13 protein-coding genes are annotated in these 14,423 nt (G+C 63.4%); 6 read left to right on the top strand and 7 right to left on the bottom strand.

The features are described 5' to 3' along the window. Nucleotides 1-4 precede the first annotated feature (4 nt). Nucleotides 5-2,485 carry an ATP-dependent helicase HrpB gene (gene hrpB / locus C6W91_RS12010; protein WP_370570904.1) on the top strand — a complete coding sequence of 827 codons (2,481 nt, stop codon included), beginning with the start codon at nt 5-7 and terminating at the stop codon, nt 2,483-2,485. Between the two features lie 135 nt (nt 2,486-2,620). On the opposite strand, the gene C6W91_RS12015 is transcribed toward hrpB, so the two are convergent. Continuing rightward, entirely contained in the window at nt 2,621-3,385 is a 765-nt protein-coding gene (locus tag C6W91_RS12015; RefSeq protein ID WP_065272957.1) for an SDR family NAD(P)-dependent oxidoreductase, read from the bottom strand. A gap of 243 nt (nt 3,386-3,628) precedes the next feature. On the opposite strand from C6W91_RS12015, the gene C6W91_RS12020 reads away from it, so the two are divergent. After that, entirely contained in the window at nt 3,629-4,087 is a 459-nt protein-coding gene (locus C6W91_RS12020; RefSeq protein WP_065272956.1) for an NUDIX hydrolase, read from the top strand. Nucleotides 4,088-4,205: 118 nt separating this feature from the next. Further along, entirely contained in the window at nt 4,206-5,687 is a 1,482-nt protein-coding gene (locus C6W91_RS12025) for an inorganic phosphate transporter (protein WP_274830100.1), read from the top strand. 88 nt (nt 5,688-5,775) lie between these two features. Here C6W91_RS12025 and argF read toward each other — a convergent pair whose 3' ends face one another. Both argF and C6W91_RS12035 read right to left on the bottom strand, forming a co-directional pair. Beyond that, nucleotides 5,776-6,702: an ornithine carbamoyltransferase gene (argF, locus tag C6W91_RS12030; RefSeq protein ID WP_065272955.1), complete on the bottom strand. Its 927-nt coding sequence runs from the start codon at nt 6,700-6,702 to the stop codon at nt 5,776-5,778. Between the two features lie 72 nt (nt 6,703-6,774). Beyond that, complete coding sequence (locus C6W91_RS12035) at nt 6,775-7,950, bottom strand: aspartate aminotransferase family protein (protein WP_370570875.1); 1,176 nt, start codon at nt 7,948-7,950, stop codon at nt 6,775-6,777. A 364-nt stretch (nt 7,951-8,314) separates the two neighbouring features. On the opposite strand from C6W91_RS12035, the gene C6W91_RS12040 reads away from it, so the two are divergent. Next, entirely contained in the window at nt 8,315-9,202 is an 888-nt protein-coding gene (locus C6W91_RS12040; RefSeq protein ID WP_065272954.1) for a DMT family transporter, read from the top strand. A gap of 9 nt (nt 9,203-9,211) precedes the next feature. Here the strand turns inward: C6W91_RS12040 and C6W91_RS12045 are convergent, their stop codons facing one another. Continuing rightward, nucleotides 9,212-10,030, bottom strand: a complete 819-nt coding sequence (locus C6W91_RS12045; protein ID WP_274835023.1) for an ABC transporter permease — start codon at nt 10,028-10,030, stop codon at nt 9,212-9,214. A gap of 188 nt (nt 10,031-10,218) precedes the next feature. Between C6W91_RS12045 and C6W91_RS12050 the strand changes: the two genes are divergently transcribed. After that, a complete protein-coding gene (locus C6W91_RS12050) occupies nt 10,219-10,815 on the top strand; it encodes a GcrA family cell cycle regulator (protein ID WP_065272952.1) in 597 nt (198 codons plus the stop codon). Between the two features lie 133 nt (nt 10,816-10,948). Here the strand turns inward: C6W91_RS12050 and C6W91_RS12055 are convergent, their stop codons facing one another. Then, nucleotides 10,949-11,467, bottom strand: a complete 519-nt coding sequence (locus tag C6W91_RS12055; RefSeq protein WP_274830103.1) for a YHS domain-containing (seleno)protein — start codon at nt 11,465-11,467, stop codon at nt 10,949-10,951. A 310-nt stretch (nt 11,468-11,777) separates the two neighbouring features. Between C6W91_RS12055 and yghU the strand changes: the two genes are divergently transcribed. Further along, nucleotides 11,778-12,653: a glutathione-dependent disulfide-bond oxidoreductase gene (yghU, locus tag C6W91_RS12060; protein WP_065272950.1), complete on the top strand. Its 876-nt coding sequence runs from the start codon at nt 11,778-11,780 to the stop codon at nt 12,651-12,653. Nucleotides 12,654-12,740: 87 nt separating this feature from the next. Here the strand turns inward: yghU and C6W91_RS12065 are convergent, their stop codons facing one another. Both C6W91_RS12065 and C6W91_RS12070 read right to left on the bottom strand, forming a co-directional pair. Further along, nucleotides 12,741-13,532 (bottom strand): SseB family protein, encoded by a 792-nt coding sequence (locus C6W91_RS12065; protein WP_274830104.1) that lies wholly within the window; start codon nt 13,530-13,532, stop codon nt 12,741-12,743. Further along, nucleotides 13,532-14,134: a uracil-DNA glycosylase family protein gene (locus C6W91_RS12070; RefSeq protein WP_274835025.1), complete on the bottom strand. Its 603-nt coding sequence runs from the start codon at nt 14,132-14,134 to the stop codon at nt 13,532-13,534. Before C6W91_RS12070 ends, C6W91_RS12065 begins: the two co-directional genes overlap by 1 nt. Between the last annotated feature and the right edge of the window lie 289 nt (nt 14,135-14,423).

The following is a 14,423-nucleotide window of genomic DNA, read 5'->3' on the forward strand; positions in this document are numbered from 1 at the left end:
TGCCATGACACGCCTGCCCATTGATGACGCCCTGCCCGATCTGATCGCCGCCCTGCGCACGGGCGGCCGCGCCGTGCTGCAGGCCCCACCCGGCGCCGGCAAGACCACCAAGGTACCGCTTGCCATGCTCGAGGCCGGTCTCTGCAATGGGCGCATCATCATGCTGGAGCCACGCCGCCTGGCCGCCCGCGCCGCCGCGGAACGCATGGCCGAAACCCTGGGCGAACGCCCCGGCGAAACCGTGGGCTACCGCATTCGCGGCGAGTCGAAGGTCAGCAAATCCACCCGGATCGAAGTCGTCACCGAAGGCATTCTGACACGAATGCTGCAATCGGACCCGGACCTGCCCGGCGTCGGCGCAGTGATCTTCGACGAATTCCACGAACGCTCGCTGAATGCTGATCTCGGCCTCGCGCTCTGTCTTGAGGTCGCGGGCGCCCTGCGCGACGATCTGATCCTGCTGGCGATGTCCGCAACGCTGGATGCCGCCCCCGTCAGCGCCCTGATGGAGGCACCGCTCATCACCTCCGAGGGGCGCAGTTTCCCGGTGGAAACCCGCTGGCTGGATACCCCGCTTGGCCCCAAGGCCCGCCGTACCGATGCGCTGGTGGATCTGGTTACCCGCGCCGTGGCGGAGACCCGCAAGGAGGGCGGCGGCATCCTCGTGTTCCTGCCCGGTGAAGGCGAAATCCGCCGCGCCGCTGCCGCGCTGGAAAACCGCCTGCCTGGGGATTGCACCGTGCATCCCCTGTTTGGCGCCCTGCCCTTTTCCCAGCAGCGCGCTGCCATCCAGCCCGCGAAATCGGGGCGCAAGGTGGTGCTGGCGACCTCGATCGCGGAAACCTCGCTCACCATCGATGGGGTCCGCGTGGTGGTCGACATGGGACAATCGCGCCGCGCCCGCTTCGATCCGGGGTCCGGCATGTCGCGGCTGGTCACCGAAAAGGTCACCCGCGCCGAAGCCACCCAGCGTCAGGGCCGCGCAGGACGCGTCAGCGAAGGCATCTGTTACCGCCTCTGGACCAAAGGCGAGGAAGGCGCGCTTGCCGCCTTCCCCCCGGCGGAAATCGCATCCGCCGATCTGGCCGGTCTGGCGCTGGAACTGGCGCTCTGGGGCGCTGGCGCCGAGGATCTCGCCTTTCTGACGCCACCGCCCGAGGGCGCCTTGCAGGAGGCCCGCAACCTTCTGACCCTCTTGGGCGCGCTGGATGCACAGGGCCGCATCACCACCCACGGCAAAGCGCTGTCGGCGCTGCCCCTGCATCCGCGCCTTGGCCATATGCTGCTGCGCGCGGGCCCTGATCAGGCCGCCCCAGCCGCCACGCTGGCCGCGCTGCTGGCCGAGCGTGATCCCCTGCGCGGCGCCCCTGCCGACCTGATGCTGCGGCTGGAGGCGCTGAAGGATCCCAAGGCCTTCCAGCGCAAACGCCCCCATCAACTGGCCCTGCCAGTGGTCGACCGGATCCGCGCAGAGGCCCGCAGGCTGCAACGGCAACAGCGCAAGGCCCGCTCTGACGCGCCGGTGGTATCAGACCTGTCAGCAGCCGGGCTGGCCGCGCTCGCCTATCCCGACCGCATCGGCCAGCGCCGCAAGGGCGATACGCCGCGCTATGTCCTGTCGGGGGGCAAGGGGGCGGTGCTGTCGCCCGAGGACACGCTGGCCGCCGCGCCCTTCATCGTGGCGCTGGACACCGACGGCAACCCGCGCGAAGCAAAGATCCGCATGGCGGTTCAGATCGCCCTTGCAGACATTCGCGCGCTGTTTGCAGATCAGATCACCTGGCAGGACAGCTGCGCCTGGTCCAAACGCGACCGCCGCGTCGTGGCCCGCAGCCAGGAGCGCCTCGGCAGTGTGGTTCTGGATGATCGCATCTGGAAGGACGTCCCGCCCGAGGCCATCGCCGAAGCCATGCTCGACGGGGTCCGCGATCTGGGTCTGCGCCTGACTGGTGCCGCCGCGCGGCTGGTGGCGCGGGTCGAGCTGCTGCGCGCCGATGGGCATGATCTGCCGGATTTCTCCAATGACGGGCTGATGGCAACGCTGGACGACTGGCTACTGCCGATGCTGACCGGGGTGAAAACCGCGCAGGACTGGAAACAGTTCGACCTTCTGCCCGCCCTGCGGGCCGCCCTCAGCTGGGAGCAGACGCAGCTTCTGGACCGCGAAGCGCCGGGCCATTTCGTCACGCCGCTGGGCCGCAAGATCCCGATCGACTACGGGGAAGAAGTGCCGGAAATCGCAGTGCGCTTGCAAGAGATGTTCGGCGTGACCCGCCATCCCGCCGTGGGCGGCGTGCCGCTGAAGGTGACGCTGCTGTCCCCCGCACAGCGCCCGATCCAGATCACCCGCGATCTGCCAGGGTTCTGGGCGGGGTCCTATGCGGACGTGCGCAAGGACATGCGCGCCCAATATCCCAAACATCCCTGGCCCGAAGATCCGACCGGTGCCGATCCAACCCTGCGGGCCAACCGGCGCAAATCCTGAGAGGTCCCTGGGCGAAAAAATCATCGCGCCGGAGCAGCGCGCCCCTGCGCGCTGCTATGCCCAACGGCGGAGGCCGCATCTTTGATGCGGCAGATCGCGGGCGGGAGGCCCCCCTCTGCTAGAGCACCGGCCAGCTCAGTCCTTTGCCGCGTCGGCGCGCAGCGCAGGCAGGCCGATCCCGGTGGCTTCGAACCCACCGTCTGCGGCCAGCACCTGACCTGTGATGAAACTCGCCTTCTCTGACAGCAGGAAATTGATCGCCGCTGCGATCTCCTCTTCCTTGCCATACCGGTTTAACGGCAGCGCATCATGATAGGCGGCGATGATCTCTGGGCTGTGCACCGCCATCGCCAGCTTGGTCGCCACCGGCCCCGGCGCCACCGCGTTCACCCGGATCCCGATCTCGCCCAGTTCTGCCGCCTGCTGCAGCGTCAGCTGCGCCAATGCCGCCTTAGAGGTACCATAGGCCACCCGCAGAGTGCTGGCGCGCAAGCCCGAAATCGAAGTGATATTCACCACCGCCCCGCCACCATCCGCAGCGAGCAGATCGGTAAAGGCCTGGGTCATCAGGAAGGGACCATCCAGATTGGTCTCCATCACCCGGCGCCACCGTTCAAAGGTGGTCTCGCGGATCGGGCCGAAATCGGCGACGCCCGCGTTGTTCACCAGCCCGTCGAGCCGCCCGAAGGCTGCCGTGATCTCCGCGACAGCCCGCTCCACATCCTCGGGGCGCGAAACATCCGCATTGATCAGGGTAAGGCCTGCCACCTCTTTCCCGGCCGCCTCCAGCGCTTCGCTGTCGCGGTCCAGGATCGCCACCTGCCAACCCTCAGCCAGCAGCCCCTTCGCAGTTGCCAGCCCGATCCCGCGTGCCCCGCCGGTCACTAATGCAGCTTTCATCCTTGTCCCCTCCCGCTTTCTTGCTCTGATGGCCTTGCAGCCGGTATGGTGTCGGCCCTGACGCCCTTTTGGCGCCTGCCCGGCTGTTGCGGAAAAAGTTCACAATTCAGAGACGAACTCAAGACACCATTGTAAATTCGCCTTTGGGACATATGTTGTGGTCAACCCCAAATTTACTACCATCTCCCCGTCCGGTTTCCGGCCCGGGGCAAAAGCATAACAAGAAACGAAAGCAGTTCAGGCATGACAACACTCCTCGCCAAGGCTTGGGAAGAGGTATTGCGCCCCCTTATTTTCCGCCCAAAGCGGATTCAGGTGGCGGCCCTGTGCTATCGTACCACCAAATCCGGAAAAGACGTGCTGATGATCACCAGCCGCGGCACCGGCCGCTGGATCATCCCCAAGGGCTGGCCCATCAAAGGCAAGAACGGCCCCGAGTCCGCCCTGCAAGAGGCTTGGGAAGAGGCCGGCGTTGCCGATGCCCGGATCACCTCTGCCCCGCAGGGCAGCTATCACTACGTCAAGGAACGCGACAACGGCACCCGGCAGCCAGTGGAAACGCTGGTTTATATCGCCGAGGTCCAGCGCATCAAGGATGACTACCCGGAATCCGATCAACGCAAGCGTGTCTGGATGCCCGCGCAAGACGCGGCAAACCTCGTCCGGGAACCAGATTTGCAGTCGATCCTGCGACAATTGTAACAGTTTTATGATGGAATCGTGACACCGGCCTTGCGCCAATGGTGACGCGACGCTACCCGGTGGCCGACTCTTTTCGGCACAGCCGTCTGGCTGGGCATTTGGCATGGGGAACGGCGACATGAGCGAAAAACCCGATAGCAAGCACTGGGAAACCCTCGACAGGGACCTCAACCGGATCTCTCAGCTGGAGTTGGCAACCGCCTATGTCTCCCGCCCCTTGGTCGGTCCCGGCATCTCGCTGGCCTTCATCGTACTGGCTGGTGCTGCGGCTGCCGTTTTCCTCGGCGGCACGCCCGGCAATTTCATCGTCATCGCTGCTGCGATCTTTGGTGCCTATATGGCGCTCAACATTGGCGCCAACGATGTAGCCAACAACATGGGACCGGCGGTGGGTGCCAACGCCCTCACCATGGGCGGTGCTATCCTGATCGCTGCCATCGCCGAAAGCGCCGGCGCCTTGCTGGCCGGGGGCGACGTGGTCTCCACAATCTCAAAGGGCATCATCGACCCGGCCACCGTGGCCACGGCGGATGTGTTCATATGGGCGATGATGGCCGCGCTGGTGTCCTCGGCGCTCTGGGTCAATCTGGCCACCTGGATCGGCGCGCCGGTCTCCACCACCCATTCGGTGGTCGGCGGCGTCATGGGCGCGGGCATTGCTGCCGCAGGCATGTCCGCGGTCAATTGGGCCACCATGGGCAAGATCGCGGCCAGCTGGGTCATCTCGCCGGTTCTGGGCGGCGTCATCGCGGCGCTGTTTCTGGCGGTGATCAAGGCCAAGGTGATCTATCAGGACGACAAGATCGCCGCTGCGCGGCGCTGGGTTCCGATCCTTGTCGCCATCATGGCCGGTGCTTTTGCCGCCTATCTGGCGCTGAAAGGTCTGAAACGGATCATCAAGATCGATCTGGAAATCGCCCTTTTGATCGGTCTTGGCTTTGCCGTGGCAAGCTATCTGATCACCAAGCCGCTAATCGCGCGCCAGTCCGTGGGACTTGAGAACCGTAACAAGTCCCTGAAAATCCTGTTCCGCATCCCGCTGGTGATTTCCGCCGCGCTGCTGTCCTTTGCCCATGGCGCCAACGATGTGGCCAATGCTGTGGGTCCGCTCGCGGCCATCGTGCATGCGGCAGAGTTCGGGGATTTCGCCGCCAAGGTGGCTATCCCGACCTGGGTGATGGTGATCGGTGCCTTCGGCATTTCCTTTGGCCTGTTCCTGTTTGGCCCGAAACTGATCCGGATGGTCGGCAGCCAGATCACCAAGCTGAACCCGATGCGCGCCTACTGCGTGTCGCTTTCGGCAGCCATCACGGTGATCGTCGCCAGCTGGCTGGGCCTGCCGGTGTCTTCGACCCATATCGCGGTCGGCGCGGTCTTTGGCGTTGGCTTCTTTCGCGAATGGCACGCCGAGAACCGCCTGCGCAAATTCTCGCTGCAGCGTCCGGAGGAACTGCGCATCGCCCCCGAGGAACGCCGCCGCCGCAAGCTGGTGCGCCGCAGCCATTTCATGACCATCGTAGCCGCCTGGGTGATCACCGTGCCCGCCGCGGCACTGCTGTCCGGTGTCACCTTCTGGCTGCTGACGACGATCATTCGCTAAGCCTCAGCCAGGCACGAACTCGAAAAAGAAAACCCCTCGCCGCTGGTCTGCGGCGAGGGGTTTTACATTGCAAAGGCTAGGTGACGGCTCAGACGCCGAGGCACCAACGCATCACCGCCTTTTGTGCGTGCAGGCGGTTCTCGGCCTCATCAAATATCACCGACTGCGGACCATCCATCACGGCAGAGGTCACTTCCTCTTCACGGTGGGCCGGCAGGCAGTGCATGAACAGGGCGTCGTCCTTGGCATGGGCCATCAGCGCGTCATTCACCTGATAGGGGCGCAGCATGTTGTGGCGCCGCTCTTTCGAGGACTGGCTGTCATGCATGGAAACCCAGGTGTCCGCCACAACCAGATCGGCGCCTTCCACGGCCTTGACCGGGTCGCGTTCGATCACGACCTTCGATCCTGCCTTGCGCGCCAGACCGACGAATTCATCCTCGGGGTCCAGCTGCGCCGGGCCGGTAAAGGTCAGGTCAAACCCGAATTGTCCCGCCGCATGCAGGAAGGAGGCGCAGACATTGTTGCCGTCGCCGGTCCAGACCACCTTCTTGCCTTTGATCGGGCCGCGGTGCTCTTCGTAGGTCAGGATATCGGCCATGATCTGACAGGGGTGCGTGCGGTCGGTCAGACCATTGATCACCGGCACATCGGCATATTCCGACATTTCGATTAGCACCGATTCATCAAAGGTTCGGATCATGATCAGATCCACATAGCGCGACAACACGCGGGCGGTGTCGGCGATGGTTTCACCGTGGCCCAGCTGCATGTCGTTGCCCGACAGAACCATGGTTTGCCCGCCCATCTGGCGCACGCCAACATCAAAGGAAACGCGGGTCCGGGTCGACGGCTTTTCAAAGATCAGCGCCACCATGCGCCCGTCCAGCGGCTGTTCGTCATCCGGGGCGCCTTTTGGGCGGCCCAGGCGCGCCTGTTTCATCGCGCCGGCTTGATCGATGATGCCCCTCAGAGCTGCTGCATCGGTTTTGTGGATATCAAGAAAATGGTTCATGTCTTGTCACTTTTTGTCAGGGTGAAGCCGGGGGCATATCCCCCGCCTTCGCAATTGATCTGAAGGGTCCGCTCAGGCCGCGGCGACTTGTTTGGCCGCCTTCTCAAGACGCTGAAGCGCCTCGGCGATATCCTCGTCGGTCAGGTTCAGGGGCGGCAGAAGGCGGATCACATTGTCAGCCGCCGGAACGGTGACGACCTCGTTATCATAGCCCGCGTTGACCACATCGATGTTCACCGCTTTGCATTTGAGCCCCAGCATCAGCCCCGATCCGCGCACCTCTTCGAAGACCTCGGGATGGCTGGCCACCAGCCCCTCCAGCTTCTGGCGCAGCAGGCCCGCCTTGCGGTTCACCGCGGCCAGGAACTCCGGATCGGCGACCGCATCCATCACCGCGCAGCCCACCGCGCAGCCCAGCGGGTTGCCGCCGTAGGTGGAGCCATGGGTGCCCGCGGTCATGCCGCTGGCCGCATCCTCGGTCGCCAGCACCGCGCCAAGCGGGAAACCACCGCCGATGCCCTTGGCCACCATCATGATGTCAGGAGTAATGCCCGCCCATTCATGGGCAAAGAGCTTGCCAGTCCGGCCCACGCCGCATTGCACCTCGTCAAGGATCAGCAGAATGCCGTGTTCGTCGCAAAGATCCCGCAGACCTTTCATGCAGGTATCGGGCAGCGGGCGAATGCCGCCCTCCCCCTGTACCGGCTCGATCAGGATCGCAGCGGTCTTGTCATTGATCGCCGCCGCCACCGCGTCGTGATCATTCCACGGCAGATGCACAAAGCCCGGCAGCAGCGGACCAAAGCCCTTGGTCATCTTTTCCGAGCCCGCCGCCGCGATACCCGCAGAGGACCGGCCGTGGAAGGAGCCTTCGAAGGTGATGATCTCGACCCGGTCGGGCTGGCCCTTGTCGTAGAAATACTTGCGCGCCATCTTCACCGCCAATTCGCAGCTTTCAGTGCCCGAATTGGTGAAGAAGACCGTATCGGCAAAGGTCGTTTCGACCAGCTTATCCGCCAGCGCCTGCTGTTGCGGGATCTGATAAAGGTTGGACACATGCCACAGGTTCTGCGCCTGGGTGGTCAGCGCCTCAACCAGGGCCGGATGGGCATGGCCCAACGCATTCACCGCGATCCCGGCGCCCAGATCCAGGAATCGGCGCCCGTCGGCCTCGATCAGCCAGGCGCCTTCGCCTTTGACGAACTGAAGCGGAGCACGATTGTAAGTCGGCAGAACGGACGGGATCATCAGGATCATCCTTTTTGAAACATTGAGGCCAAAGCTGTGCATAGCCGGGCCGGAGGGTCAATACTGTAGTCGGAGGGGGTTTGTACCATCATCTCGGCACAAGGGATCAAAGGCGCCACAGGGGCACTGAGGCTGCGGTTTACGCAGTCCGGCGTCGGCGCCGAAGCGCAGAGTTATGTGTACGTTTGATCATGGAATGGGTCCATAAGGGAGCTTTGCGCAAAAAGGAACCCCTTTTGTGCAACCCCCCTGAACAATTCGGCAGCATGCTCTGGCCGCGCCTGTCCGACGTGCCGCTAATCCTTCGCTGGCGGCCGCGCTTTTTATCCTTGCATATCTGTGGGCACGGGCGCACCGATTGCGCATGAAAACTCCGACACCGCAAAATCCGATGCTGGCCGCCGCGCTGATCCTATTGGCAACCGCCTTTATCGCGGCGACAACGCTGATGGCGAAATCGCTGGGCACCGACGCTCTCGGGCCTGCGCTGCACCCGCTGCAGATCTCGCACGGGCGGTTTATCTTTGCCTTCGTGGTGATCTCATCGGTGTTGGCGCTGGTGCGACCCCGGCTGACCCGGCCACACTGGGGCCTGCATATCGGACGTACCGCCTTTGGCTGGGGCGGTGTGACGCTGATGTTTGCCGCTGTTGCCTATATCCCGCTGGCCGATGCCACGGCGATCACCTTTCTCAACCCGGTGTTCTGCATGCTGCTGGCGATCCCCCTTCTGGGCGAGCGCGTCGGCCCCTGGCGCTGGGGCGCGGCGGGGATCGCCTTTATCGGCGCGATGATCCTGCTCCGCCCGGCACCCGAGAGCTTTCAGCCAGCGGCCCTTCTGGCACTTGGCGCGGCAGCGGTGATGGGGCTGGAGCTGATCTTCATCAAGAAACTGTCGGGGCGCGAGGCGCCCTTGCAGATCCTGTGGTTCAACAACGGCATTGGTGTTCTCATCGCCAGTCTGGCTGTGCTGCCGGTCTGGCAGATGCCAACGCCGATGCAATGGGGCGCGCTGGCGGCACTGGGCGCGCTGATGGCCTGCGCGCAGGCCTGTTTCATCAACGGAATGGCGCGGGGGGATGCCTCTTTCGTGGCGCCCTTCAGCTATGCCACGCTGATCTTTGCCGCGTGCTACGACTTCCTCGGCTTTGGCGTGGTACCGGACGGGGTGACCGTTCTTGGCGCCTGCGTCATCCTGACAGGCGCCGCCATTCTGGCCTGGCGCGAGGGACGCCAGGCAAAACCGGCCTGAGGCCGCCCTTTATGCCTTCAGGCGATAACCCCGGCGCAGCATCGACCAAGCCAGCAGGCTGATGGCGACCGTGGCGCCAACGCAAACCGTCGCGCCCAGCAGCGGCGAGCTGTCGGAGGTGCCGATCACCCCATAGCGCACGCCGTCGATCAGGTAGAACACCGGGTTGGCATGGGAAATCGCCTGCAGCACCGGCGGCAGCGACTCGACCGAATAGAAAGTGCCCGACAGAAAGGCCAGCGGCGTCACGATGAAGTTGGTGATCGCGGCCATCTGGTCGAACTTGTCCGCGAAAACACCGGCGACGATGCCCAGCCCACCAAGGAAGGCCGCTCCCATCACGACAAAGAACAGCGCGATCAGCGGATGCGCGGGCACGATCTGAAGCGCCAGCATAAGCCCCAGCCCGATGGCCAGCGCCACCACCACACCGCGCGCGATGGCCCCGGCAAGGTAGCCCAGCAGCATCTCAAGCCCCGACAACGGCGGCATCAGCGTATCGACGATATTGCCCTGCACCTTGGAAATCACGATCGAGGAAGAGGTATTGGCAAAAGCGTTCTGGATCACGGTCATCATCATGATCCCCGGCGCCAGGAAGGTCAGGAAGGGCACCCCCATCACATCGCCACGCTTCGGACCGATCGCGATGTTGAAGATCATCAGGAACAGCGCCGCCGTCATCAGCGGCGCCAGCAGCGTCTGTGTCCAGACCACCGAGAAGCGCTTGATCTCGCGCATCGCCAGCGTCTGCAGCCCCAGCCAGTTCACGCGACCGAACCGGCGCTCTCCCATTCCGACCCGGTATTCTGTTTCCGTCTCTGCCATGGTGCTTTCCTCGTTCCAGTCTTATGCGTGCTCCGGCGTGCCGCCCGTGCCCCATCTGCATACCTGCTGCATCCGCAGGTGCAAGACGCCTTGTAACTCGGGCCGCAGTGATTAAAATAGGCGTTTATATCGGAACTCGATGGCGGCCGCAGGATTCTGGGGCCGCTTTCAGCTTGGAAAGGCAACATATGTCCTGGACAGACGAGCGCGTCGAATTGCTCAAGAAAATGTGGGGCGAAGGTCAGTCGGCCAGCCAGATCGCCAAGGAGCTGGGCGGGGTCACCCGCAACGCCGTGATTGGCAAGGTGCACCGCCTCGGCCTGTCCAACCGCGCAGCCGGTGGCGCCAAAGCCGCCGAGCCCAAGGAAAAGCCAGCAGCCGCAGCCGCTGCCAAACCGGCGCCCAAGCCAAAACCACAGCCAAAGACGGAACCGGCCCGCCCGGCAACCCCGCCGCCTGCGGCCGCCGCAAGCGCGCCTGAAACCAAGGCCGCCATTCCGGCCCGCAAGCAGATCATCCCCGCAGGCCAACCGCTGCCGCCGCAGCCTTCTGCCAATGAGATCAGCCCCGAAGCCCTGGCCAAGGTCAACGAGATCGAAAAGAAGGCCAAGAAGCTGACGCTGATGGAGCTGACCGAACGCACCTGCAAATGGCCGGTGGGCGACCCCGCGACCGAGGATTTCTGGTTCTGCGGTCTGCCCGTTCAGCAAGGCAAACCCTATTGCGAAGCCCACGTCGGCGTCGCCTTCCAGCCGATGAGCGCCCGCCGCGACCGCAAACGGTAATCGGCTCCGGGCCCACTGCTCGCATTTTGGACCTTTTTTCCCAATCAAAAAAGCCCCGCCGTTCCCGTGCGGGGCTTTTTATTGTCACATGGAATTTCGTGGGGTGCCTGAAAAGGGGCAGCCCCGCTGCTGCTCAGTGCCCCTCAGGCGCAGAGGACTCGAAATTAGGGATAACCCGTTCCGAGGCTTCATCCGGCTCGATACCCGGCCAGTTACCTTCGGCGATGTTGATATTGCCGGGGATGTCCTCTTCCCAGAAGCCCACCACGTTCTTGGTGATGTTGAGGTACAGCTTGTCATCCACGATCCGCCACAGGTTCGGGTTGGCCGGCACCTTGCCGCCCTTGGATACCCCATAGGCGCAGTGCCCGTCATACTGCGGCGCGTAGTATTCCGGGTTCTTCAGGAACATCTCGCGGTTCTCTTCGCTGGCAAAGGCAAAGCGGGCACCGTTGTACTCGGCCACGATATCCGCACGGCCCGGCACTGCGGCAGGCTGCACCTCGCCCACCGGCACCTGGGTGAGGCTGCGATAGGCAACCACGTCATAGCCAGAGACCGCAAAACCGGTGCCGTCAATATATTGCTCCCCTGCAAAAGCAGAGCTTCCAATCGTCAGGGCCGCGATGGCAGCCAGTGCAAAACGTTTCATGTCTTGATCCTTTCCTCATTCGGCACCGATCCGGGACATGACGTGTCACAGGGGGTCCTGCTCCACCGGTCTGCCGATCCACTACAACTGCAACTACAATATCCGGCGCAGACCCTTTGCGAAGGGGCGCTCACACAGCTGTGTCTCTGCGTGACCGCAGGCCGCCCCCTGCACGGTTGCACGAAAAAGATCGCACCCACACCTTCCAGTCATTGGAATTTTTGACGAGTATCCTACGTCAGAGACGTCAATCCGAACCGGGCCGCGCCCCGCGCCGCCCGCCACCACATACAGAACAGGGCCCATCCACATGAGTGATACGAGCTATACCCCGCCGAAAGTCTGGACTTGGGAACAGGAAAGCGGCGGACGCTTCGCCTCGATCAACCGTCCCATCGCAGGCGCCACCCACGACAAGGAACTGCCGGTCGGCAAGCATCCCTTCCAGCTCTACTCGCTGGCCACCCCCAATGGCGTCAAGGTCACCGTGATGTTCGAAGAGCTGCTGGCCAAGGGCCACTCCGGCGCCGAATACGACGCCTGGCTGATCAACATCGGCGAAGGCGATCAATTCGGATCGGGCTTTGTCGACATCAACCCTAATTCGAAAATCCCCGCCCTGATGGACCGCAGCGGCGACACCCCGGTTCGAGTGTTTGAATCCGGCTCGATCCTAGTGCACCTGGCCGAGAAATTCGGCGAGTTCCTGCCCAAGTCCGGGCCGGAGCGCACCGAAGTGATGAACTGGCTGTTCTGGCAGATGGGCAGCGCGCCTTATCTGGGCGGCGGTTTTGGCCATTTCTACGCCTATGCGCCGGAAAAATGGCAGTATCCGATCGACCGTTTCGCCATGGAAACCAAGCGTCAGCTAGACGTTCTGGAACGCCAGCTTGATGGCAATGCCTTCATCGCGGGGGATAACTACAGCATCGCCGATATGGCGATCTGGGCCTGGTATGGCCAGCTGGTGCTAGGTCGCCTTTACGATGCGGCAGAGTTCCTCGACGTAGCGAGCTACACCAATGTGGTGCGCTGGGCCAAGGACATCGACGCGCGCCCCGCGGTCAGCCGTGGCCGTATGGTCAACCGTGCCTTTGGCGAATTGCACACCCAGCTGCGCGAGCGCCATGACGCCGGTGATTTCGACACCCGCACCCAAGACAAGCTGGAAACCGAGGACAGCTGAGACTGACAGTCAGCGGACGTGGGCGCCCTGCCCCGTCCGCCCCTGCATGAAAGGCACGGCGGGTCGCCGCCGTGCCACGCGAACTGATTATTTCAAACGCGGTGGTTTGTCCGGATCGCTGCCGGGCGCGACTGGCTGATAGACCTGCGGCGCCTCTGGCTGCGGCAGATCAAACCGCAGCCCTACCCGTGACAGGCTGGCCGCAGCCGTATCGGACGCCTGGAAAAACCCGACATCCAGCGCCCCAGCCTCGATACCGGAAAAGGTCAACGCCTCGCCCACCGCCTTGGCCAGGGCATCCCGCGCGGCGTCCTTGGCATCGACAAAGCCCAGCAGATGCCCCTGCCCGCCACCCTGGTAGCGCACTGCCACCAGATAGGCCGATTGCGCCAGCCCAGCCGCAGTCGCCAGTTTGGTATCCAGCGCCGTCAGCAGAAGATCCGGAAGACCGGCGGGCGGCAGGAAGCTTTCGATGGCCGCCTCTACCTGATCCGGCGCATGACCCAGAGTTTCTTCAAGCCAGCCAATCGCCTCGGCCGGGATCAGCATGGCAGAGGGGGCGACCTCAAGATTGACGCCCAGACCGATCCCCTGCCCCGACAGCATCTGCACGATCCCCCGCCCGGCCAGCGCCGCATAGGGCACCGCGCGCCCGGCAAACTGGGCGAGCCGCTCTTCGCGGTCGAAGACCAGGACGAAGCGCCCCTCGGGCGTGTCGAACAGGGCCGGCTCCAGCTTGTCGTTCTCGACTTCCTTTTCCAGCATCAGGAAAAGTTCGGCATCCGATAGCCGTTCGTAGAACCGCAGACGCGCGGCATCCGACGCGGGCTCTGCCTCCATCTGTGCGTGGGCCTGATCCAGCGGCGTTGGCATTGTCATCACAAAAGCTCCTTGACCCGGTGCCGCAACGCGGGCAGCAGATCTGTTTCAAACCAGGGGTGGCGTTTCAGCCATGCGGTATTGCGCCAGGACGGATGAGGCAAGGGAAAGACGCGCGGCGCATGCGCGCGCCAATCGGCCACCGTATCGCTAACCCGGGCCTTTTTCCCCAGATGATGCTGCTGCGCATAGCCTCCCACAAGCACCGTCAGCTCAACCTCGGGAAGGACGGACATCACCCTGTGCTGCCAGGTGCGAGCGCATTCCGGCGGCGGCGGCAGATCCGCCTTTTTCGCGTTATACCCCGGAAAACAAAAGGCCATCGGGACGATGGCGATCTGGTCCCGGTCATAGAAAACATCCTCGGAAATCCCCAGCCACTGGCGCAACCGGTCGCCGGAGGCATCCGTATAGGGGCGTCCGCTGTCATGGACCCGCAGACCCGGCGCCTGTCCCGCGATCAGGATCCGTGCTGAGGGGCGGAACCAGACCACCGGGCGCGGCGCATGCCGCGTGGCCGTGGCGGCAAACCGTTGCGCACAAAGGCGGCAACCGGAAATCTCCTGCGTCAGCGCCGCGCAGTCATGGAAACTTTGCCTCATCATCGTTTCCCTTTTGGAAACAAAATCGCTATAGAATGGCCCAAATTGTCCTCGCCCAGATGCATCGACCGCTTGCTGCCCTGCCCATGGACGAAGAGTAAAGCAGCGGTTCAGAATTTATGTCACAATTTGACATAACAAAGCCCGATTTCACGCGTAGGACGTTAATATAATTCAGGTAACCAAACCTGATCAAATCGCCGCGATCAGAACCGTGGCACAGTGCAGCGGTCCTTTTTAAGGGCCATCCGAGGCAAGAGGCCGGACAACGGACCAGACAGGCAAGACC

It is taken from the genome of Phaeobacter sp. SYSU ZJ3003, from assembly GCF_041300735.1.
Lineage (GTDB): Bacteria > Pseudomonadota > Alphaproteobacteria > Rhodobacterales > Rhodobacteraceae > Phycobacter > Phycobacter gallaeciensis_A.